The sequence below is a fragment of the Comamonas aquatilis genome (assembly GCF_965139575.1).
Lineage (GTDB): Bacteria > Pseudomonadota > Gammaproteobacteria > Burkholderiales > Burkholderiaceae_C > Comamonas > Comamonas aquatilis.
In genome coordinates, this window is record NZ_CBCSIW010000001.1 from 78,877 (window position 1) to 101,886 (window position 23,010).

Below are 23,010 nucleotides of genomic sequence, written 5' to 3' on the forward strand. Positions count from 1 at the left end.
AATGAACAATCCACGTGAATTGAGCAAGGCCCAGATTGCCGAAGTTTTTGCCGACTACCGCAAGAACACGGCCTATCGCCTGGACGAACCCACCGAGGCCCAGGCCTTGAACGGCGGCGCCCGTGTGGGTATCAGCCGCAAACATGAATCGGCCCATCTGCATGTGGCGGGTGAAGCCGCCTATATCGACGACCTGCCCGAGCTGGAAGGCACGCTGCATTGCGCACTCGGCCTGTCGCCCGTGGCCAACGGCAGACTCACGGCGCTGGCACTGGAGTCCGTGCGCGCCATGCCCGGCGTGGTGGATGTGATCACTGCCGCCGATATCCCCGGCGTCAACGATTGCGGCTCCATCATTCACGACGACCCCATTCTGTGCGACGGTCAGATCCGCTACGTGGGCCAGCCCCTGTTTGCCGTGATTGCGCGCAGCCGCGATGCGGCACGGCGTGCGGCGGCCATAGCCAAGAGCGTGGCCAGCATCATCGAAGAAGCGCCGGTGCTGACGCCGCAAAAAGCCCATGAGCTGGGCCAGTATGTGCTGCCGCCCATGCACCTGAACCGCAGCACCCGCGACGGTGGTGCCCGTGCCGCTATCGACGGCGCTGCGCATCAGCTCAAAGGCTCGCTGGATGTGGGCGGTCAGGAACAGTTCTATCTGGAAGGGCAGATCAGCTACGCCATTCCCAAGGAAGACGGAGCCGTGCATCTGCACTGCTCCACCCAGCACCCCAGCGAGATGCAGCATCTGGTGGCCCATGCGCTGGGCATTGCTTCGCACGCCGTGCAGGTGGAGTGCCGCCGCATGGGTGGCGGTTTTGGCGGCAAGGAGTCGCAGTCCGGTCTGTTTGCCTGCGTGGCGGCCGTGGCGGCCACGCGTCTGAAAAAGCCGGTCAAGCTGCGCCTGGACCGGGATGACGACTTCATGATCACGGGTCGCCGTCACTGCTTCTGGTATGAGTACGAGGTCGGCCATGACGACGAGGGCCGGATTCTGGGCGTGGAAATCACCATGGTCTCGCGCGCAGGCCACTCGGCCGATCTGTCCGGCCCGGTGATGACGCGGGCGCTATGCCATTTCGACAATACCTACTGGTTGCCCGATGTGAGCATGCATGGTTTCACGGGCAAGACCAATACGCAGAGCAACACGGCTTTCCGTGGTTTTGGTGGCCCGCAAGGCGCAATTGCCATCGAGAACATCATGGAGGCCATTGCCTGCAAGCTGGGACGCGATGCCCTGGACGTACGCCGCGTCAACTTCTACGGCAAGGACGACAACAACGTCACTCCGTATGAGCAGCCCGTGGCAGACAACGTCATCCATGAGCTGGTGCAGCAGCTGGAGGCGTCCAGCGACTACCGTGCCCGCCGTGCGGCCGTGGATGCCTTCAACGCCAGCAGCCCCGTGCTCAAGCGCGGCCTGTCGCTGACGCCGCTCAAGTTCGGTATCTCCTTCAACGTGGCCCATTTCAACCAGGCCGGGGCGCTGGTGCATATCTACACCGATGGCTCCATCCTGGTGAACCACGGCGGCACCGAAATGGGCCAGGGCCTGAACACCAAGGTGGCGCAGGTGGTGGCCCACGAGTTGGGCGTGGCTTTTGACAGCGTGCGCGTCACGGCCACGGATACCAGCAAGGTGGCCAATACCTCGGCCACGGCGGCGTCGACCGGTGCCGATCTGAACGGCAAGGCGGCCCAGGATGCAGCGCGCCAGCTGCGCGAGCGTCTGGCCGAATGCGCGGCAAAGCTGCATGGCGGCGATGCTGCCAGCGTGCGCTTTGCCAATGACTGCGTGCAGGTGAACGGTCACAGCCTGCCGTTTGCGGAGCTGGTGCGCAGCGCCTATCTGCAGCGCGTGCAGCTGTGGTCTGACGGCTTTTACGCCACGCCCGGTCTGCACTGGGACGGCAAGGCCATGAAGGGCCATCCGTTCTATTACTTTGCCTACGGCGCGGCCGTGAGCGAGGTGGTGATCGATACGCTGACAGGCGAGCACAAGCTGCTGCGGGCCGATGTGCTGCATGACGTGGGACGCTCGCTGAACCCCGCAGTCGATGTGGGCCAGGTGGAAGGGGCTTTTGTTCAGGGCATGGGCTGGCTGACATCGGAGGAGCTGGTCTGGCATCCGCAAAGCGGCAAGCTCACCACCCATGCTCCCAGCACTTACAAGATTCCCACGGCCAATGACTGCCCGCCGGTGTTCAACGTGAGGTTGTTCGAGGGCGAGAACCACGAGGATTCCATCCACCGCAGCAAGGCCGTGGGCGAGCCGCCGCTGCTGCTGCCGTTCTCCGTCTTCTTCGCCATACGCGATGCGATTGCCGCCACGGGCACGCCGGGTTGCAACCCGGCGCTGCGTGCGCCGGCCACGCCAGAAGCCATCCTTCGTGCACTGGAAGCCGTTCAGGCGCACACTGCCGGGTTTTCCTGAAGGGTGTTGTAGGCCCTAGGGCCTGCAGCTATCGAAAAAAGTCATTGCTGTTCGCCCAAAGAGGCGGAGGCTATGTTGCGCGCCGTCCTCGGGGCCGGTGTGCAGGAAGGCGCGTTCCTCATCGTTGCGCCATGCATGCAAAAACAACACGGAGACTTAGTAATGAACTGGACAGAGCGAATATTTAAACTCAACGAGCACGGCACCAACGTGCGCACCGAATTGGTGGCGGGCCTCACGACCTTTCTCACCATGGCCTACATCATGTTCGTCAATCCCACCATTCTGGGTGATGCGGGCATGCCCAAGGATTCGGTCTTTGTGGCCACCTGCCTGATTGCGGCCCTGGGCTCCATCATCATGGCGCTGTATGCCAATTACCCGATTGCGCTGGCGCCGGGCATGGGTCTGAACGCCTATTTCGCCTATGTGGTGGTGCTCAAGATGGGCTACACCTGGGAGGCCGCACTGGGGGCCGTGTTTGTGTCGGGCTGTCTGTTCCTGCTGGCCACCTTGTTCGGCCTGCGTGAGCTGATCATCAAGGGCATCCCACATTCCATTCGTGTGGCGATCACCGTGGGTATCGGCCTGTTCCTGGCCTTGATCGCTCTCAAATCCGCTGGCGTCGTGGTGGGTGACAAGGCCACTCTGGTCACGCTGGGCGATCTGCACAAGCCCGAACTCATCATGGCGGCCCTGGGCTTTTTGCTCATCGTGGTGCTGGACAGACTCAAGGTGCCGGGTGCCTTGCTGATCGGCATTCTGGCAGTGACCGTAGCATCCTTCTTCTTTGGCGGCAACAAGTTCAACGGCATTTTCTCGGCTCCACCGTCGATTGAGCCCACCTTCCTCAAGCTCGATATCAAGACTGCGCTGACCAGCGGCATCCTGAACGTGGTGCTGGTGTTCTTCCTGGTGGAGTTGTTTGACGCCACCGGCACGCTGATGGGCGTGGCCCGCCGTGCCGGCCTGCTGGTGCCCGAGCGCATGGGACGTTTCAACCGCTCGCTGTTGGCCGATTCCGGTGCAATTTTTGTGGGTTCGCTGCTGGGTACCTCCAGTACCACGGCCTATGTGGAAAGCGCAGCCGGTGTGCAGGCCGGCGGCCGCACCGGACTGACGGCGCTCACAGTGGCAGTTCTGTTCCTGGCCTGCCTGTTCATCGCTCCGCTGGCAAGCGTGGTGCCCGGCTATGCGACGGCACCAGCTCTGCTGTTCGTGGCCTGCCTGATGCTCAAGGATCTGACGGAAGTGCAGTGGGAGGAAACCACGGAGGCCGTGCCTGCCGTCATCACCGCGCTGATGATGCCTTTCACCTACTCCATCGCCAACGGTCTGGCGTTTGGTTTCATCACCTATGCCGTGCTCAAGCTGTTTACCGGCAAGGTCAGGGAGGTGCACTGGATTGTGTGGCTGATCGCCGTGGTGTTCCTGTTCAAGTTCATTTACTTGGGCGGACATTGATCAATCGCTGATTCCAGCAAAAAAGGCGGCTTTTAAGCCGCCTTTTTTATGGTCGCTCTATGTGCCTCTTGGGACTATGCGGGATAGATGGCGCCCAGAATGCGCGGCCCGCTGGCGCCCGTCACGCTGGCCAGATTGCCGGGCAGGCCCTGCAGACATTGGTGCGCCAGCCAGGCAAAGGCGGCGGCCTCCACCTCCAGCGGCGGCAGGCCGCGTGCGGCCGTGGTGGTGACATGTACGCCCGGCAACAAGGCGGCCATGCGTTGCATCAGATAGCTGTTGAGCGCGCCGCCACCGCAAACCAGCAACTCCTTGCCGTCGCGGCCAAAGCGCTTGACGGCATCGGCGCAGCTGGCCGCCGTGAATTCGGTCAGCGTGGTCTGCACATCGGCCGGGGCCGGAGTGTTGTGCAGCGCCTGCAACTGCTGTGTCAGCCATTGGGCGTGGAATAGATCGCGTCCCGTGCTTTTTGGGGGAGGCAGGTTCAGAAAGGGCTCGGCCAGCATGCTGTCCAGCAGCTCGGGAATGAGCTGGCCGTAGGCGGCCCAGCGCCCGCCTTCGTCATAGGGCTTGCGGGTGTGTTCCAGACACCAGCCATCCATGAGCGCATTGCCGGGGCCGCTGTCAAAACCGAGCACGCTGCCGTCCGCGCCCAGCACGCTAAGGTTGGCAATGCCGCCGATATTGAGCACCAGCGTGGTTTGCTCGGTTCTGCCGAACACGCCCTGGTGAAAAGCGGGCACCAGGGGCGCACCCTGGCCGCCAGCAGCCACGTCGCGGCTGCGCAAATCTGCCACCACGGTGATGCCGGTCAGCTCGGCCAGCAAGGCCGGAGCATTGAGCTGCAGCGTATAACCTGTACCGTCAAACAGCTGGGGGCGGTGGCGCACCGTCTGGCCGTGGGCGCCGATGGCGGCGATTTTGGAGGCAGGCAGGCCGCTTTGCTGCAACAGCTGACGGACGACCCGGGCATAACAGCGTACCAGGGCATTGGCGGCCAGCAAGGCGCGGTGCAGCTCGTTGTGGCCGTCGGGGGTGTTCAGGGCTAGCAGCTCGGTACGCAGCTCCTCGTCAAAGCCGCTGCTGGCGTGGGCCAGTACCTGGGTGCCGTGGGCAAAGTCCACCAGCACGCCGTCCACGCCGTCGAGCGAGGTGCCGGACATCAGGCCGATAAAAAGAGTGCGCTGGGCGGCAGAGGCGATGACGTGACTCATGGTGTTTGGGTGCTGACGGAGTGAGCACTATCATAGCTGTAGCGTATGGCGCATGTCATGTAAGCGCAGCAGCCATTTTTGCTACATAAAACAAAAGGGCTGCATGTGCAGCCCTTAGGTGATGGAGTACGGTTGCCTCAGCGTGTGCTGGCCATGGCAAACGACTGGGTGCCAGCGTTGAGTTCCACGCGCATTTGCGCGGCCAGCTTCTCGAAAGTGGGGCGGCTGGCTTTGGAGATGGGCTTGGCGGTATCGGCGGCCTGGGCAATGCTCAGCGGGTCTTGCTGCTGGCCCTTGACGCGGAATTCGAAGTGCAGATGCGGGCCGGTAGCCCAGCCGGTGGAGCCCACGGCGCCCACGATATCGCCCTGATCCACGCGCTGGCCTTGCCTGACGTCCACGCGGCTCAGGTGGGCGTAGACGGTGGTGTGCTGGTTGGCGTGCTCGATAAAGATCACGTTGCCATAGCCGTTTTGCACGCCGGCAAAGGACACCACGCCATCACCCACGGTGCGCACCTTGGTGCCGGTAGGTGCTGCAAAGTCGGTGCCCAGGTGGGCGCGCCATGTCTTCTGGATAGGGTGCAGACGCATGGCAAAGTTGCTGCTGATGCGCGAGAACTCCACGGGGTAGTTCAGATAGGCCTGACGCTTGCTTTTGCCGTCCAGCGAGTAGTAAGCGCCTTTTTTGCCTTCGTCCTGGAACCACAGGGCCTGGTGCACCTTGCCGCTGTTGTGGAATTCGGTGCTCAGCACACGGCCGGCACGCAGGGGTTCGCCATCGGCTTCCAGGGATTCATAGACCACGGCAAAGCGGTCGCCCTTGCGCAGGCCACGGCGAAAGTCCAGCTCGCCCTGGAGGATGTCGGCCATTTGCATGGAGACGCTGTCCGGGATGTCGGCGGCGTCCGTCGCGGCAAAGAAGGAGGAGCGGATCACGCCGCCCGCCAGACGGGGAGAGGCCGTCAGCTTGCCGGAATCGATCTTGGTGCTCAGCTTGCCGTCCACGCGCTCCAGCGTCAGGCGGCGGAAAGTACCGTCTTCATCGGGTGCCCAGCGCACGATCAGCTTGCTCAGCTGGTGATCGCTGGTGGTTTCGGCTGAAACCAGGCGGCCTGCAGGTCCCAGCACGTTCTGGCGCACGGCATCGCTGGCGCGCATATAGGCGGCGGCCTGCGGGTCGGCAATGCCCAGGCGCTGCAGCAGGGACTCTGCCGTGTCGTTGGCACGGGTGGTTTCCGAGCGGTAGAGCGAGAACGACTGCAGATCGGTCAGATCTGCCAGTTCATGGCCGTCTGCCAGGGAGGCAACGGACTCGGTCAGTGTGCGCACCGGGAGGTCGGCGGGATCTGGACCCAGGCTGGCCACTGCGAATGCGCCGCTGCCACCGGTTAACAACAGAGCCGCTACGGCTGCGGTGACGCGCTTGGGGTGCATTTGCAGGGCGACGGTCAGCCGCGCAATCCATGCACTACCGGCATTTTTCAGGCCATTAATCAAAACTTCAGATCCTTGGGGATAGGCGTGTCTGGTGAGTTGGCGTTTTGTTACGACTGACACGAGCTCCAGCACGCTCAACCGTGCCATATGTCCATCCAAAGAGGTCTATATGAGGGAGCAGTCTAGAATTGGCCGCAACGCCAAACCCCCAAGTATATCGAGCGCGTCCTACCGCGTCTGCCGAAAAACCCTTATGAATCAATCTGCTGTTACACCTTACCCCGTGACCGACAGAGTGAACCAGGCGCTGGAAGTCACTCTCCGCGGCGTGGATGAACTGCTGCCCAGGGACGAATGGGTCCAGAAACTGGCCAAGTCCGAAGCCACCGGCGTGCCTTTGCGCATCAAGCTGGGTCTGGACCCCACGGCTCCTGACATCCATCTGGGCCATACCGTGGTGCTCAACAAGATGCGCCAGCTGCAGGATCTGGGCCACACCGTCATTTTCCTGATCGGCGACTTCACGACCCTGATCGGCGATCCCTCGGGTCGCAACAGCACGCGCCCGCCACTGACGGCCGAGCAGATCAAACTCAACGCCGAAACCTATTACACCCAGGCCGCCAAGGTGCTGGACCCGGCTCGGACCGAAGTTCGTTACAACAGCGAATGGTGCGATCAGCTGGGTGCGCGCGGCATGATTCAGCTGTCGGCCAAGTACACCGTGGCCCGCATGATGGAGCGCAACGACTTCCACACGCGCTTCACCGAAGGCAGCTCCATCAGCCTGCACGAGTTCCTGTACCCGTTGCTGCAAGGCTATGACTCGGTAGCGCTCAAGGCCGATCTGGAGCTGGGTGGCACCGATCAGAAGTTCAATTTGCTGATGGGTCGTCATCTGCAGGTGGAATATGGGCAAGAGGCGCAGTGCGTGCTCACCATGCCTTTGCTGGTGGGCCTGGACGGCGTGGAAAAGATGTCCAAGTCCAAGAACAACTACATAGGCATCACCGAAGACGCCAACACCATGTTTGCCAAGGTGCTGTCGATTTCGGACACCCTGATGTGGGACTGGTACACGCTGCTGTCCTTCAAGAGCCTGGAGCATATTGCCCAGCTCAAGGCCGAGATCGAAGCCGGTGGCAATCCCAAGCACGCCAAGGTGGCGCTGGCCAAGGAAATCACGGCACGTTTCCACAGCGTCGAGGCTGCCGATGCTGCCGAGCAGGACTTCATCAACCGCTCCAAGGGTGGTATTCCTGATGACATCCCTGAAGTTAGCCTCAGCGGCGCGCCCATGGGCATTGCTGCGTTGGTCAAGCAAGCCAACCTTGCCGCGTCGAATGGCGAAGCCAGCCGCCTGATCGACGGCGGCGGTGTGCGCATTGACGGCACGGTGGTCAGCGACAAAGGCTTGAAGCTGGACGCCGGTACTTTTGTGCTGCAGGTGGGCAAGCGCAAGTTCGCTCGCGTGACGCTGGCTTAAATTGCTCCTGAACTAAGAGCTACCATCCCAATTAGATACTGGGCTGGTAGCTTTTTTTATGTGTTTTCAGGGCCCATCATGCAGGCGCTGGTCTTCTCGGCCTCGGCCATCAGCCACCGGCAAAAAGCCTGAACCTCGGGGCGCTGCTGGCTGCGCGGCCCCACCAGCAGCCAATAGGCCAGGGGAGAGGCCAGCCGGTGCTCGGGCAAGACCTGCACCAGATGGCCGGCCGCCAGCGCATCGGCCACCAGGGGCAAGCGGGCAATGGCCAGCCCTTGGCCGGCCAGGGCGGCCTGAACAATCTGGTGGGCGTAGTTGAAATACAGCCAGCGCGGGGGCTGCAGCTGATCGCAGCCCTTGGCGGCAAACCAGCGCTGCCAGCTCAGCCACTCCAGCTGGGGCATGCGATGCACATCGCCGGTTTCTATCAAGGTGTAGTGAGCGGCATCGGCGGGCTGGCGCAGCGGCGGGCCGTTCTTCAACAGCGCCGGGCTGGCCACCACCACCAGCTCTTCGCCAAACAGGGCCTGAGCCGCCGCATCGGTGACATCGCGGCTGTAGCGTATGGCCAGATCCACATCGGTGGTTTCCAGATCGACCACGGCGTCGCCGGTGTCGATGCGGATGTCGATGTCGGGCCAGGCGCGCTGAAAGGCTTCCAGGCGCGGGATCAGCCACATGGCGGCAAAACTGGCCCAGGTGGTAATGGCCACGCTTTTGCGTCCTACGGTCTGGCGAATCTGGCGCACGGTGGCATCAATGGAGTCCAGCGCAGGTTGCACGGCATGCAGCAGCTGAGCGCCAGCGCCTGTCAGTTCCACGGCGCGGGAATGGCGCAAGAACAGCGGTACGCCCACCTCATCTTCCAGCGACTGAATCTGGCGACTCATGGCCGACTGCGTCAGGGCCAGCTCATCGGCGGCAACGCGAAAATTCAGATGTTTGGCCACGGCCAGAAAGGCGCGCAAATGGCCGGCGCCAATGGCTCGGGTGCGAAGCAGCGGTGCGGAACGGGTGGTAGCGTGCGGCATGGTGCGGGCAAGCATACGGGTTTTGATGCTCTGTTTGCACTCTCTTGCATCGATGCGGCCTGTGTCTGGGCCGATAATCGAAAAGTTTTTTGATCTCGCAACAACTATGACTGCACCTCTGGACATCGTCATCATGGCCGCCGGCAAAGGCACCCGCATGAAAAGCCGCCATCCCAAGGTCTTGCAAAAGCTGGCCGGTCGTGCCCTGCTGCAGCATGTGCTGGACACGGCCACCTCGCTCAAGGCGCGTTCGGCCGTGGTGATCACCGGTCATGGCGCTGCAGAAGTGGAAGCAGCTATCGCAGGCGCCAACAGCGCAGAGGCCGGTTTTGATCTGTTATTCGTGCGCCAGGAGCCCCAGTTGGGCACAGGCCATGCCGTGCAGCAGGCCGTGCCCGTGCTCAAGACCGATGGCATGGTGGTCGTGCTTTCGGGCGATGTGCCGCTGACCCGGGCCGACACGCTGCAGGCAATGCTGGATGCCGCAGGCAGCGACAAGATGGCTTTGCTCACCGTGAGCATGCCCGACCCCACCGGCTACGGCCGCATTGTGCGCAACGAAGCGGGTACGGTGCAGCGCATCGTGGAGCAAAAGGATGCGAGCCAGGCCGAACAGGCGATTACCGAGGTGTACAGCGGCATCATGGCCGTGCCTGCCAAGCATCTGACGGCCTGGCTGGCCAAGCTCAACAATCACAATGCCCAAAGCGAGTACTACCTGACCGACATCGTCGCCATGGCCGTGGCCGATGGCGTGCCGGTGGTGGGTCACCGTATCAGCGATGTGCTGCAGGTGGCGGGCATCAACAGCCCGCTGCAGCTGGCGCAGCTGGAGCGGGCTCACCAGTTGGGTCAGGCCCAGGTGCTGATGGAGCAAGGTGTGCGTCTGGCGGATCCTGCACGTTTCGACCTGAGGGATGATGCGCGCGGCACCAAGGCCAGCCTGAATTGCGGCCAGGATGTGGAAATTGATGCGAACTGCATCTTCACCGGCAAGGTGAGCATCGGAGCCGGCGCAAGAATTGGTGCCAACTGCCACATCAGCAATGTGATGATTGCGGAGGACGCCGTCATTCACCCCTTCACCCATATTGATGGCGAGAAAGCCGGTGTGCAGGTGGGGCAGGGCGCGCTGATTGGCCCCTTTGCCCGTCTGCGTCCGGGTGCCACGCTGGGCAAGGAGGTTCATATCGGCAACTTTGTGGAAGTGAAGAACTCCACGCTGGCCGATGGGGCCAAGGCCAATCACCTGGCCTATCTGGGCGACGCCACGGTGGGCGAGCGTGTGAACTACGGCGCAGGCTCCATCACCGCCAACTACGACGGTGTGAACAAGCACCGCACCGTGATTGAAGCCGATGTGCACATAGGCAGCAATTGCGTGCTGGTGGCACCGGTGACGATTGGCGCTGGCGGCACGGTGGGTGGAGGTTCCACGGTAACCAAGAGCACGCCGGAAAATGCGCTGACCGTGGCACGTGGCAAGCAGGTCAGCCTGGCCTCGTGGAAGCGACCCGTCAAACAACCCAAGCTGTGATGACCGGGGTGCAGCGCGCGACACAGCGGTCGGGAGCCCAGACGGAGCAGGAGGGCAGCGCTCTGCCGCAAACGCTGGAGCAGGCGCTCATGCTGCTGCAGCAGCGCGAGCAGGAACTGCAGACCTTGCGCTGTGCCCAGGATGAATGGGTGCATGCGATATCGCATGATTTGCGTGCACCGCTGCGGCATGTGCTTTCTTTCGGTCCCATGATTGCCGAGTTGCTGCAGGCACAGCCAGTGGCTGCCGAGGAGCTGGCGGATGCGCGGGAATTTCTGCAGATCATGAGCCAGTCGGCCCGCCGCATGGGCGGCATGCTCGATGGCTTGCTGCAACTATCGCGCGCCAACCGCCATGTCATGCAATGGCAGCCGGTGGATATTGGCGGCATGCTGCAGCGCCTTCATAGCAACTTGAGCAGCCGAGCCGATGTGCAGGGCCGGACCATCGAATGGCAATGGCCTGCGCAGTATCCGCCTGTCAGAGCGGATGCCCAGCTGCTGGAACAGGCTTTGCAGGCCGTGCTTTGCAATGCCGTCAAATTCACCCGCCAAGTGGCGACAGCCCGAATCGCCGTGACCGTTGAACTCCATGCCGATCAAGGCTGGACGCTAAGCATTGCGGATAACGGCAGCGGATTTGATTCTTTGCGGGCTGGCAAGCTGTTTGGCATCTTTCAACGCATGCACAAGGACAGCGAATTCGAAGGCGTGGGGACGGGGCTGGCGCTGGTGCGAGCTATTTGCCGGCGTCATGGGGGCGAGGCCGTCATTGAGGCCCGACCAGGCGAAGGCTGCGTCGTGAGACTGCACTGGCCCGGCGGCCTGGTGCGTGGCCTGTCTTAGCGCATCTCGGTTTGGGAGAACAGATCGTTGACGTCGTCCTTCTTGGAGATGAAGGGTATGGCCGGAGTCGACGTGCGCTGCTCCACCGCCGCATGTGCCTGGGGCAGGGTGGCGGACGCCGACGTGTGCATGTCTCTGGAATGGATGACCTGATCGCGGCCAGCCTGTTTGGCCTTGTACAGCGCGCCGTCCGCAGCCTCTATCCAGTCCTTGACCGAGGTAAAGCGCGCTTCGGCGGCAGCCACGCCTATGCTGGCACTGACACGTAGCTCGGGATGTTCGCGGATACGGATGCGGGCCACCTGATCACGGATGCGAAGCGCCACCGCATAAGCCACCTCGACACCGGCGTTCTTGCACAGCACCGTGAACTCGTCGCCGCCATAACGTCCGGCCGCATCGTGGCTGCGCAGGCATTGGCGGATGTTCAGGCCCACGGCCTGCAACACGGAGTCCCCGACGATATGGCCGTAGAAATCATTGATCTGCTTGAAGTGGTCGATATCGATGATCAGCAGACTGGTGGCCTCATGGGCGGCTCTGTGGTTGCGCAGGGCCGTGCGGGCTTTTTGCCACCAATAGTCGCGGCTGTAGACCGTGGTCAACGGGTCAATTCTGCCCAGCACCTGCAGCTGAAGATTTTGCTTGGCCAGCGTGCGAATCATGCGTTTGGAGGACCAGCTGGCATACACGCTGTGCATGAGGATCAGCGGCAGCAAACTCAGTTGCACCCAGAAGCTGGCAGCCCAGTTCAATGTCGGTTGCACCCACCAATGCGCGCCAATCATGCCTATCAGCAAGGCGAGCAGCGATTGGAGCCAGCGTTTCTTGAGCCCTATGTAATGGCGGTCTGCCGCGCAAATGGCCACGATGCTGAGGCTGGGCAGAATGCTCCATTGCATGATGGGAATCCAGCAGCCCAGGATCAGGGCATCGATCACGCGGTTGACGTATTCGGCCTGGAAGTGATCGCGCTTGCGATTGGCGTGAAAAAACGCAATATGTGGCCAGGCCAGGGCGCTGACAATCACAAAGGCCCACAGCGCCATGCTCGGTGATGGTTGCTGCGCCAGACTGACAGACACAACCAGACCACCCAGCGCCATATTGGAGGTGCGCAAAGGGTAAGTCCGGCGATGAATGCGCTTGGACACGGGCATCTGGAGTGATGGGTTGGGCTTGAAACCGTCAAGAATAATTGAATTGCATCAATTCGTATCAACGGGTGATGCAAAAGTGCAACTCTCCCATCAGGATTAATTGACTCAAAGTAAATGAGCCAAGGTTGTACCCGCGAACAGGCCGGGATTTATTACAGTTCCTACCTAGAAATAGGTATGTCTGTGGTGAATTTTGCGCGTTTGACGCAAAAAAACGTTTTGACGTTTCTCACGTTGGAATCTTGAGTGAATAATTTTTGACTCAAGCTCAGATAGGCTGGCATGTCCTGGGTCGCCACGATCAGTATGAAATCTGGCCCGGGGGAAACGCGCCAGCACTGCTGTACAGCACTCTCGGCTATCGCCTTGATCTCAAATTGCAGCAGCGCAGCGCTGTCTTGCCTGTCCAGAGACACTTCCACCACCGCCTGCAGACCGTGACCCAGGGCGACGGCCAGGCGTTCGCTGTTCAGAATGGCGACCTGGCGTTCGATCAAGCCCAGACTTTGCAGTCGTTTGACCCGGCGCAAACAGGTGGGAGGAGTCAAATGCAAGGCCTGTGCAAGCGCTTGATTGCTCCGGCCCGCATCTTGCTGCAATGCTTGCAGCAACTCCAGATCCGTGGCATCCAATGCAATTGAATTTTTATCCATATTTTTTAGTTTAATGAAATAAAAAATCAACTACGTGATGTGATGATTTTTTATTTCATTTGAATTCAAAAAACGGAATAAAAAATTATTGTGATCCGCGTAGCATGCCTGCAATTCAATGAAGGGCAGTAATCTATGTGTGGCATCGTCGCAGCGGTTTCTCACCGCGATATCGTTCCGGTTCTGGTCCAGGGCTTGCAGCGCCTGGAATACCGGGGCTATGACTCTTGCGGCGTGGCCGTGCAGGCCTTGGATGCCAAAGGTCTCAGCGTTGGCCTGCAACGTGCCCGATCCACTGCGCGCGTGGCGGAGTTGATGGAGCAGGTCAAGACCGAGCATGTGGGCGGTCTCACCGGTATTGCCCACACGCGCTGGGCGACCCATGGTGAGCCTGCCGTGCGCAATGCCCACCCTCATTTCAGTCATGGCCCAGGCGTCAGTGCCGTGGCCGATGCAGACGCTCCGGCTCGCATAGCTCTGGTGCACAACGGCATCATTGAAAACTATGAAGCACTGCGCCGCGAGCTGCAGGGCAAGGGCTATGTGTTTGCCAGCCAGACAGATACGGAAGTCATCGCGCACCTGGTAGACAGTCTCTATAGCGGCGACCTCTTTGAAGCCGTTCAAGCGGCCACAAGCCGTCTGCATGGTGCTTTCGCCATTGCGGTGATGCACAAGGACGAGCCGCACCGCGTGGTGGGTGCTCGCGCTGGATCGCCGCTGATCCTGGGCGTGGGCCAGGAGGGCGCTGAACATTTTCTGGCCAGCGATGCGATGGCTCTGGCCGGTGTGACCAATCAGATCGTCTATCTGGAAGAGGGCGATCTGATTGATCTGCAACCAGGCCGCTATTGGGTGGTTGCCAAGGGTGGTGCCCGCATGAGTGCTGAGCAGCGCCCTGTCAAGACCGTGCATGCTCACAGCGGTGCGGCCGAGCTGGGTCCGTATCGTCACTACATGCAAAAGGAAATTTTCGAGCAACCACGTGCTCTGGGCGACACACTGGAAGGTTTGCAGAGCATCGTGCCCGAGCTGTTCGATGGCGTCACGCCAGAAGGCAAGACCGGTGCGTCGGCTTGGCGTGTGTTCAAGGAAATCGATCGCGTTCTGATCCTGGCCTGCGGTACCAGCTACTACAGCGGCTGCGCCGCCAAGTACTGGTTCGAAGCGCTGGCAGGCATTCCCTGCAACGTGGAAGTGGCCAGCGAATATCGCTATCGCACCAGCGTGCCGGATCCCAGGACGCTGATCGTCACCATCAGCCAGTCGGGCGAGACGGCTGATACGCTGGCGGCGTTGCGCCATGCCCAAAGCCTGGGCATGAAGCACACGCTGACCGTGTGCAATGTCTCCACCAGCGCCATGGTGCGCGAGTGCGAGCTAGCCTATATCACGCGGGCCGGTGTGGAAATCGGTGTGGCATCCACCAAGGCGTTTACGACCCAACTGGCGGGTCTGTTCCTGCTGACGCTGGCGCTTGCCCAGTCCAAGGGCCGACTGACGGAAGAGAAAGAGCAGCAGTATCTGACGGCCATGCGCCATTTGCCGGTGGCACTGCAGTCCGTGCTGGCACTGGAGCCGCAGGTCATCAGCTGGGCCGAAGACTTTGCGAAAAAGGAAAATGCGCTGTTCCTGGGGCGCGGCATTCACTATCCGATTGCTCTGGAAGGTGCACTCAAGCTCAAGGAAATCAGCTATATCCACGCCGAGGCCTATCCGGCGGGTGAACTCAAGCACGGCCCGCTGGCGCTGGTAGACAGCTCCATGCCCGTGGTGACCGTGGCTCCCAATGACGAGTTGCTGGAAAAGCTCAAGAGCAATATGCAGGAAGTACGTGCGCGCGGTGGCGTGCTGTATGTGCTGGCCGATGCAAAAACCGATATCGAAAGCAGCGAAGGCATGCATGTGATTCGCATGCCGGAGAACTACGGCGCCTTGAGCCCCATTTTGCATGTGGTGCCGCTGCAGCTGCTGGCCTATCACACGGCCGTGGCGCGCGGAACAGATGTGGACAAACCGCGCAATCTGGCCAAATCGGTGACGGTGGAGTAAGTCTGTCTGGAGAACTGACCAGGGCGGATAGCGTCCGTCTGGTCAGAATAAAGTTGCTCGAAGCCAGGAAATTCTTCTAGATAACTGTCATCGTTAAGAAAAGCGCTTCGATGAAGCGCTTTTCCTTTTGACACCCAAGGCGCCGATGGGCGTCATCGAACTCAACAACGCTTTTGCTGCTCCGGGCCTGGCCGTGCAGCGGATCTGGGTTTACTCAGCCCAGCTTGTTGCCGGTTTCTACCAGCCTTCTGGCATAGGCCGCCAGGATGATGCGCTCCGAGTGCACCAGATAGTTGTTGAGCGCGGTGGCCGCTTCGGCCGGTTTGCCATCGTCAAACAGCTTGAGGATGTGCAGATTCATGTCCACATACGGGGCATGCAGAAAATGCGGGTCGCGCAGCAGGCCGAAAGCCAGTCTCAGTTCGGCCAGCAGATGCGAGAACATTTCGTTCAGACGCTCGCTGTCGGCCAGCTCCACCACGGCCTTGTGAAATTCCATATTGGAGGTGCCCACGCCCGGCCAGTCCTCGGCTTCGCGCTGCAACATGGCGCTGTCCACGGCCTTGCGCATCAATTCGCGCGCGGGATGCATGGGATAGGCCTGGGCTAGCGCCTGGCACTCGATCATGCGGCGCACGCGGTAGATGTCGATGATGGACGCCATGCTGGGCACGGCGACCGACACGCCCTTGTTGGGCTCATGGACCAGCAAGCCTTCCTTGGTCAGGACACGGAACACCTCGCGCAAGGTGTTGCGCGAGATGGCCAGCGTTTCGCTGAGCGCGGCTTCGGATAGGCGCTGTCCCGGCGCGAACTCGCCATGCACCAGCTTGCCGCGAATTTCGTGGGCGATGCGTTCCGTCAGATTCTGGGGGTCTGCGACTACTTTCATATCCAACCTGCAATCAATGCGGCCCAGTGTATCGGCTGGCGTTGAGCAAAATTCCTGACGTTTGGGATGATTTCCTAGGGTTTTCTCTATTACGGAATTTAACTTGTTCTGCAAAAAATCTAATTTGTACTTTCATCTTATTTTGATTGTTCAACAATCTGAGGTGTCGCAAGTGGCTGTTTACACGGCCGACCTGGGGCTCAGCAGTTCAAGGTGCAGGCAGCGGCTGGTGTGGCGTTGACTGCTTTTGTAGTTTTCCAGGTCACTTGAGGGCCTGGGCCCAACCGGGATCTCGGAGGTCGACATGCCTGCTGAAGTCAACTTGTGGCCGCTGATTGGCGTGCTCATCATCATTGCCGGCTTTGCGCTGCGCTTTAACCCCATGCTGGTCGTGATCGTGACGGCCATAGGCACGGCACTGGCGGCGGGCTTTCCCATAGACAAGGTGCTGGCCACCATTGGCGCGGGCTTCATCAAGACGCGCAACCTGCCGCTGATCATCCTGCTGCCGCTGGCGGTGATCGGTTTGCTGGAGCGCCACGGTTTGCGCCAACACGCGCAAAACTGGATCAGCTCCATCAAATCGGCCACGGCCGGCCGTTTGCTGATCGTCTATCTGGGCGCTCGTCAGCTGACCGCTGCCATCGGCCTGACCAGCCTGGGCGGTCACCCGCAAATGGTTCGCCCCTTGCTGGCTCCAATGGCCGAAGGTGCCACCGAATCGCGCTACGGCAAGCTGTCGCAAAAAGTGCGCGAAAAGCTGCGCGCCATGTCGGCTGCCACGGACAACGTGGGCCTGTTCTTTGGTGAAGACATCTTTGTGGCCTTTGGCGCCATCGTGCTGATGACCACCTTCCTCAAGGAAGCGGGCATCGAAGTCGAACCCATCCACGTGGCACTGTGGGGCATTCCTACGGCCATCAGCGCTTTTGTGATTCATGCCTTCCGCCTGCACCGTCTGGACAAGACGCTGGCGCGTGAAATCGCTGAAGAGAAAAAGAACGCCAAGGGAGAGCAAGCATGATCATCCCCATCCAGTATCTGTACTACCTCGTCGGCATCATCTTGGCCATCACGGCCGTGATGACGCTGCGCGATGCCAGCAACCCCCGTCGTTATTCCGCCGGTATTTTCTGGGCCCTGTATGCCGTGGTCTTCCTGATCGGTGAGCAGTTGCCACCCGTCTGGGTGGGCGTCGTGGCCGTGCTCATGGCTTTGATTGCCGGCTTTGGCGGCGTGCTGGGCGGCAAGCACCAGCCGCGTACCGATGCGCAGTACATGGAAAGCGCCAAGCGTCTGGGCAACAAGCTGTTCATTCCCGCACTGGCCATTCCCTTGATCACCATGGTGGGCACGCTGTCTGCCAAGCACCTGGTGTTTGGCGGCGTGCCGCTGATCGATCCCAAGAACACCACGCTGGTCAGCCTGGGCATTGGTTGCGTGGTCGCCCTGGGTCTGGCCTGCAAGCTGACCCGCGAGACGCCCATGCAAGGCCTGCGCGAATCGCACCGCCTGATTGATGCGCTGGGCTGGGCTCTGGTGCTGCCGCAGATGCTGGGCATGCTGGGCCTGGTGTTCTCCGATGCCGGTGTGGGCAAGGCCGTGGCCTATGTCACCACCACCTACATCAACATGGACGTGCGCTTTGTGGCCGTGGCCGTGTATGTGATCGGCATGGCACTGTTCACCATCATCATGGGCAATGGCTTCGCGGCCTTCCCCGTCATGACCGGCGGCGTGGGCGTGCCCGTGCTGGTGGGCGTGTACCACGGCGATCCAGCCGTGATGGCGGCTGTAGGCATGTTGTCCGGCTACTGCGGCACCCTGCTGACCCCCATGGCGGCCAACTTCAACCTGGTGCCTGCGGCGCTGTTGGAGATTGACAAGAATGCCGTGATCCGAGCACAGGTACCCACAGCGATCACACTGCTGATCGTGAACGTGTTCCTGCTCAATTTCCTGATGTTCCGTTGAAGGACTGTTTATGACCGCGTCCGCCGTTTCCCGCATCCTGCTCACCGGCTTTGAGCCTTTTGACAAGGACAGCATCAACCCCTCATGGGAGGTGGCGCGCGCGCTTGATGGTGAAGTCATTGTCGGCGGCACCGTGCATGCCGTGCAGCTGCCCTGTGTGTTCGGCAATGCCATGCAGGTGCTGGACGAGGCGCTGACGCAGCTGCAGCCCGCGCTGGTCATCAGCCTGGGCCTGGCCGGCGGCCGCAGCGACATCACACCCGAGCGGGTGGCCATCAATCTCGATGACGCTCGCATCCCGGACAACGCCGGCAAGCAACCGGTGGACGAGGCGGTGGTCAGCAATGCGCCAGCCGCCTATTTTTCCACCCTGCCCATCAAGGCCATGGTGCGCAATCTGCGCGAGGCCGGCATTCCGGCCTCGGTGTCCAACACCGCCGGCACTTTTGTCTGCAACCATGTGTTCTATGCCTTGATGCACCGCCTGTCCCGCCGCGCAGCAGCCGGTGTGCGCGGCGGTTTCATTCATGTGCCGGCCCTGCCGCAGCAGGCTGTCAAGCAGCCAGGCATGGCCAGCATGGTGCTGGAGGCGCAGATCAGCGCCATCCGCGAAGCGATTCGCACGGCCATGACCGTGCAACAAGACCTGCGTGAAAACGCAGGCCAGCTGCATTGATTGCGGCAAGGAGAGAGCGATGAAAATGGATTTGAACAGCGACCTGGGCGAGAGCTTTGGCGCCTGGAGCATGGGCGACGATGCAGCCATGCTGGACATCGTCAGCAGCGCCAACGTGGCCTGCGGCTTTCATGCCGGCGATGCAGCCGGCATTCTGTCCACCCTCAAGGCAGCCAAGGCGCGCGGCGTGGTCGTTGGTGCCCATGTGGCCTACCGCGATCTGGCCGGTTTCGGCCGCCGCAACATGGATGTGGCCAGCAGCGATCTGGTGGCCGATGTGATTTATCAGATCGGCGCACTGCAAGGTCTGGCTGCAGCAGCAGGCACCCGCGTGAAATACGTCAAGCCCCATGGCGCGCTGTACAACACCATTGCCCAGGACAAGCGCCAGGCCACCGATGTGATCAATGCCATCAAGGCCATCGACCCCTCGCTGGTGCTGATGGCGCTGGCCGGTGCCCCGCTGATCGACTGGGCGCGCGATGCCGGTTTGACCGTGGTGGCCGAAGCCTTTGCCGACCGTGGCTACACGCCCCAGGGCGCCCTGGTCTCGCGCCGCGAACCTGGTGCCGTGCTCCATGATGAGGCCCTGATTGCCCAACGCATGCTGACCCTGGCGCGTGAAGGCCGGATCGAGGCCGTGGACGGCAGCATGGTGCATGTGCAGGCCGACTCCATCTGCGTGCACGGCGACAGCCCTGGCGCCGTGGCGATTGCCCGCGCCTTGCGCCAGCGCTTCGAACAAGAGGGCGTGCAGATCACGTCCTTCGCAGGGTGATGACTATGCGTTTTCTACCCGTCAACCGCCACTCCATCATGGTGGAACTGGCCGATCTGCAGCAGACCCTGGTGCTCCTGGGCGCGCTGCAAGCCAAGCCCATTGCCGGCGTGCAGGAGCTGGTGCCGGCGGCACGCACCATCCTCGTGCAGTTTGCTCCCCACATCATCACGGCGGCGCAGCTGATTGGCGAGATTGCCGCCCATGATCTCCAGGGTTCGGTGCAGCGTTCCGATGTGCTGGTGGAGATTCCCGTGCGTTATGACGGCGAAGACCTGGCCGAAGTGGCGCAGATCCTGAATATCAGCGTCGAAGAAGTCGTGCGCCGCCACACGCAAAGCGAGTGGTCGGTGGCCTTTACCGGCTTTGCCCCCGGCTTTGCCTATCTGACCGGTGGCGATCCCATCTTCAACGTGCCGCGTCGCACCACGCCGCGCACCAAGGTGCCTGCGGGTGCCGTGGCCCTGGCCGGCACTTTCAGCGCCGTCTATCCACAGGCCAGCCCGGGCGGCTGGCAAATCATCGGCGTCACCGACAGCGCCATGTGGGACTTGTCGCGTGATCTGCCGGCGCTGCTGCAGCCAGGCTATCGCGTGCGTTTTGTCGATATGGCTGCCTCAGGGTATGAATCTGAGGAAAATCAGGTTCAAGCCAAGAATGGAAAAGCGCAAGGTGCTATCGAAAATATAGTTGTAGCCGGTGCAGGGCAAAGCGCTCTCAAGGTGAAAGCCACGGGTCTGCTGACGGTGTTCCAGGATCTGGGCCGCCACGGTCAGGCCGGACAGGGCGTTTCGGCCTCCGGAGCCATGGATCAGGCTGCGCTCAAGACGGCCAACCGCCTGGTGGGCAATGCCAGCAATCTGCCGGCACTGGAGACCGTGGGCGGAGGCCTGTCGCTGCAAAGCGTGGGCGAGAACGTGGTGGCCGTCACCGGCGCCGATGCACCGATCAGCATCGCCACGGCCGACGGCCGTCGCTGGAATGCCGCGCGCTATGCCGCGATTGCCCTGGCCGACGGCGATACGCTGACCATCGGCCAGCCCACGGCCGGCGCACGCTGCTATGTGGCGGTGCGCGGCGGCTATCAGGTCGCGCCCGTGCTGGGTAGTGCTGCCACCGACACGCTGGCCCAGGTGGGTCCCAAGGCCTTGCAGGCCGGGCAGATGCTGAATGTTCATGCCGTGCAGCATGCCGTGGTGGGCGAGGAGGCCTTGCCGCCCGACAACCTGCCTGCGGTGGATGGCGAAGTGGTGCTGGATGTGGAGTTGGGCCCGCGCACCGACTGGTTCACCCCCGAGGCTGTGGCCTTGCTGAGCGGCCAGCGCTGGCAGGTCACACCCCAGTCCAATCGCGTGGGCTTGCGCCTGGCCGGTGAGCAGGCCTTGAGCCGTGCCATCGCCAGCGAGCTGCCCAGCGAAGGCACGCCTTTGGGTGCCATACAGGTGCCCGCCAGCGGTCAGCCCGTCTTGTTTCTGGCCGACCACCCCTTGACCGGGGGCTACCCCGTCATCGGCTGTGTTGCGCCGTATCACCTTGATCTGGCGGGACAGATTCCTGTCGGCGCCTGGATTCGTTTCAACCCCGTTCTAGCCTTTGCAGAGATGACGTCTGCAGCTACGAAATGAGGAGCGTTTTATGAAAAAAGTATTGATTGCCAACCGTGGCGAGATCGCCGTCCGTATTGCCCGCGCCTGTGCCGACTACGGCGTGAAATCCGTGGCCGTGTATGCCAATGCCGATATCGATGCCCTGCACGCTCGCATGGCCGATGAGGCTTTTGGTCTGGACGGCGACAAGCCCGCCGAGACCTATCTGAACATCGCCAAGCTGATGGCGATTGCCAAGAAGTCCGGTGCCGATGCTGTGCACCCCGGCTATGGTTTTCTGTCGGAAAGCGAAGCCTTTGCACAAGCGGTGACGGATGCCGGTCTGGCCTGGATCGGTCCGCGTCCCGACACCATCGCCAAGCTGGGCGACAAGGTGGAGGCGCGCAAGATTGCCCTCAAGGTGGGTGCTCCGCTGGTGGCGGGAACGCCCGATCCGGTGCAAAGCGCCGATGAAGTGCTGGCCTTTGCACAGCAGCATGGCCTGCCCATCATCATTAAGGCTGCCTTTGGCGGCGGCGGTCGCGGCATGAAGATCGCGTGGCGCATGGATGAGGTGGCCGAGTTGTACGAATCCGCCGTGCGCGAAGCGGTGACGGCTTTCGGCCGCGGCGAATGCTTTGTGGAGCAATTCCTCGACAAGCCCCGCCATATCGAAGCCCAGGTGCTGGCCGATACGCATGGCAATGTGGTGGTGATGGGCACGCGCGACTGCTCGCTGCAGCGCCGCAACCAGAAGCTGGTGGAAGAGGCTCCCGCGCCTTTCATCACCGAAGAGCAGCGCGCCCGCATTCACGATGCGGCCAAGGCCATCTGTGCCGAAGCCGGCTATGTCAGCGCCGGCACGGTGGAGTTTCTGCTGAGCGGCAATGGCGCGATTTCCTTCCTGGAAGTCAATACCCGCCTGCAGGTGGAGCACACGGTGACCGAGGAAACCACGGGGGTGGATCTGGTGATCGAGCAGCTGCGCGTGGCCGACGGCCTGCCCCTGTCCATTACCGAGACACCCAAGCCCCGCGCTCATTCGATTGAATTCCGTATCAATGCCGAGGATGTGGGTCGCGGCTTCCTGCCCACGCCCGGCCCCATCCTGCGTTTTGCACCGCCCTCGGGCCCTGGTGTGCGCCTGGATACGGGTGTGGAATCGGGCTCGGTGATTCCCGGCAGTTTCGACTCCATGATGGCCAAGCTCATCGTGACTGGTGCCACACGCGAGCAGGCTCTGGCCCGCGCCCGCCGTGCGCTGCGCGAGTTCAAGATCGAGGGCGTGGCCTCGGTGCTGCCTTTCCACAAGGCCGTGATCGAGCATGCGGACTTTCTGGGTGCAGACGGCTTCAAGGTCCACACCCGCTGGATCGAATCCGACTTTGCCGAGCCTCTGGCCGCCGCCGTGCGTGCCGAGCCCATGGTTGATACCAGCCTGGTGCGTACCGCGATCGAGATCGACGGCCGTCGTGTACAACTGGGCTTGCCAGCTATGCTGCTGCAAGGCCTGGCCACGGGTTCGGGCGGCGTGGCCGCCTCGGCTCCTGCCCAGGAAGCGCTGGATCCATCCGCTGTTGCCTCGCCGATTGCCGGCAATCTGCATGCCTGGAAAGTGGCCGATGGCGATGAAGTCAAGGAAGGCGATGTGATTGCCGTGATGGAAGCCATGAAGATGGAGATGCAGGTGGCTGCACACCAAAGCGGCCGCATCACGCTGGCCGCGCAGGCCGGAACCGCACAGGCGCTGGGCGCCGTGCTGGCACATATCCGCTGAAGTTCTAAG

18 protein-coding genes are annotated in these 23,010 nt (G+C 61.7%); 12 read left to right on the forward strand and 6 right to left on the reverse strand.

Annotated features, from left to right (window positions below):
* Position 1 precedes the first annotated feature (1 nt).
* Both xdhB and ACNAZA_RS00345 read left to right on the forward strand, forming a co-directional pair.
* A complete protein-coding gene (gene xdhB / locus ACNAZA_RS00340) occupies positions 2-2,437 on the forward strand; it encodes a xanthine dehydrogenase molybdopterin binding subunit (RefSeq protein WP_415794394.1) in 2,436 nt (811 codons plus the stop codon).
* 162 nt (positions 2,438-2,599) lie between these two features.
* Positions 2,600-3,901: an NCS2 family permease gene (locus ACNAZA_RS00345; protein WP_415794396.1), complete on the forward strand. Its 1,302-nt coding sequence runs from the start codon at positions 2,600-2,602 to the stop codon at positions 3,899-3,901.
* Between the two features lie 74 nt (positions 3,902-3,975).
* Here ACNAZA_RS00345 and ACNAZA_RS00350 read toward each other — a convergent pair whose 3' ends face one another.
* Positions 3,976-5,115 (reverse strand): anhydro-N-acetylmuramic acid kinase, encoded by a 1,140-nt coding sequence (locus tag ACNAZA_RS00350; RefSeq protein ID WP_415794397.1) that lies wholly within the window; start codon positions 5,113-5,115, stop codon positions 3,976-3,978.
* 137 nt (positions 5,116-5,252) lie between these two features.
* Positions 5,253-6,611: a M23 family metallopeptidase gene (locus tag ACNAZA_RS00355; protein ID WP_415794895.1), complete on the reverse strand. Its 1,359-nt coding sequence runs from the start codon at positions 6,609-6,611 to the stop codon at positions 5,253-5,255.
* Between the two features lie 196 nt (positions 6,612-6,807).
* Between ACNAZA_RS00355 and tyrS the strand changes: the two genes are divergently transcribed.
* Entirely contained in the window at positions 6,808-8,040 is a 1,233-nt protein-coding gene (tyrS, locus tag ACNAZA_RS00360) for a tyrosine--tRNA ligase (protein WP_415794399.1), read from the forward strand.
* Positions 8,041-8,096: 56 nt separating this feature from the next.
* On the opposite strand, the gene ACNAZA_RS00365 is transcribed toward tyrS, so the two are convergent.
* Positions 8,097-9,071 (reverse strand): LysR substrate-binding domain-containing protein, encoded by a 975-nt coding sequence (locus ACNAZA_RS00365; protein WP_415794896.1) that lies wholly within the window; start codon positions 9,069-9,071, stop codon positions 8,097-8,099.
* A 106-nt stretch (positions 9,072-9,177) separates the two neighbouring features.
* Here ACNAZA_RS00365 and glmU point away from each other — a divergent pair, with 106 nt between their 5' ends.
* Entirely contained in the window at positions 9,178-10,608 is a 1,431-nt protein-coding gene (glmU, locus tag ACNAZA_RS00370; RefSeq protein WP_415794400.1) for a bifunctional UDP-N-acetylglucosamine diphosphorylase/glucosamine-1-phosphate N-acetyltransferase GlmU, read from the forward strand.
* Positions 10,609-10,697: 89 nt separating this feature from the next.
* Entirely contained in the window at positions 10,698-11,453 is a 756-nt protein-coding gene (locus ACNAZA_RS00375; protein WP_415794898.1) for a sensor histidine kinase, read from the forward strand.
* Here the strand turns inward: ACNAZA_RS00375 and ACNAZA_RS00380 are convergent.
* Entirely contained in the window at positions 11,450-12,574 is a 1,125-nt protein-coding gene (locus ACNAZA_RS00380; RefSeq protein WP_415794402.1) for a sensor domain-containing diguanylate cyclase, read from the reverse strand. The two genes, ACNAZA_RS00375 and ACNAZA_RS00380, sit on opposite strands and share 4 nt — an antisense overlap.
* Positions 12,575-12,774: 200 nt before the next feature.
* Complete coding sequence (locus ACNAZA_RS00385) at positions 12,775-13,266, reverse strand: Lrp/AsnC family transcriptional regulator (RefSeq protein WP_415794404.1); 492 nt, start codon at positions 13,264-13,266, stop codon at positions 12,775-12,777.
* A gap of 135 nt (positions 13,267-13,401) precedes the next feature.
* Here ACNAZA_RS00385 and glmS point away from each other — a divergent pair, with 135 nt between their 5' ends.
* Positions 13,402-15,318, forward strand: a complete 1,917-nt coding sequence (gene glmS / locus ACNAZA_RS00390) for a glutamine--fructose-6-phosphate transaminase (isomerizing) (protein ID WP_415794405.1) — start codon at positions 13,402-13,404, stop codon at positions 15,316-15,318.
* 214 nt (positions 15,319-15,532) lie between these two features.
* Here glmS and ACNAZA_RS00395 read toward each other — a convergent pair whose 3' ends face one another.
* Positions 15,533-16,210: a GntR family transcriptional regulator gene (locus ACNAZA_RS00395; RefSeq protein WP_120966218.1), complete on the reverse strand. Its 678-nt coding sequence runs from the start codon at positions 16,208-16,210 to the stop codon at positions 15,533-15,535.
* A 304-nt stretch (positions 16,211-16,514) separates the two neighbouring features.
* Here ACNAZA_RS00395 and ACNAZA_RS00400 point away from each other — a divergent pair, with 304 nt between their 5' ends.
* From ACNAZA_RS00400 to ACNAZA_RS00425, 6 genes are read left to right on the forward strand one after another with little or no spacing between them, the layout of a single operon-like run.
* The gene (locus ACNAZA_RS00400) at positions 16,515-17,234 is read left to right on the forward strand and encodes a DUF969 domain-containing protein (RefSeq protein ID WP_120966219.1); all 720 of its coding nucleotides are present in this window, start codon (positions 16,515-16,517) and stop codon (positions 17,232-17,234) included.
* Positions 17,231-18,184, forward strand: a complete 954-nt coding sequence (locus ACNAZA_RS00405) for a DUF979 domain-containing protein (protein WP_120966220.1) — start codon at positions 17,231-17,233, stop codon at positions 18,182-18,184. The genes ACNAZA_RS00400 and ACNAZA_RS00405 overlap by 4 nt, the downstream gene beginning before the upstream one ends.
* Positions 18,185-18,194: 10 nt before the next feature.
* Positions 18,195-18,860, forward strand: coding sequence for a pyroglutamyl-peptidase I (gene pcp / locus ACNAZA_RS00410; RefSeq protein ID WP_415794406.1), 666 nt, complete (start codon positions 18,195-18,197; stop codon positions 18,858-18,860).
* A 19-nt stretch (positions 18,861-18,879) separates the two neighbouring features.
* A complete protein-coding gene (locus ACNAZA_RS00415) occupies positions 18,880-19,638 on the forward strand; it encodes a LamB/YcsF family protein (protein WP_415794408.1) in 759 nt (252 codons plus the stop codon).
* 5 nt (positions 19,639-19,643) lie between these two features.
* Positions 19,644-21,263, forward strand: coding sequence for a 5-oxoprolinase subunit B/C family protein (locus ACNAZA_RS00420; RefSeq protein WP_415794410.1), 1,620 nt, complete (start codon positions 19,644-19,646; stop codon positions 21,261-21,263).
* 10 nt (positions 21,264-21,273) lie between these two features.
* Complete coding sequence (locus tag ACNAZA_RS00425; RefSeq protein WP_415794412.1) at positions 21,274-23,001, forward strand: ATP-binding protein; 1,728 nt, start codon at positions 21,274-21,276, stop codon at positions 22,999-23,001.
* The last annotated feature ends 9 nt before the right edge of the window (positions 23,002-23,010 follow it).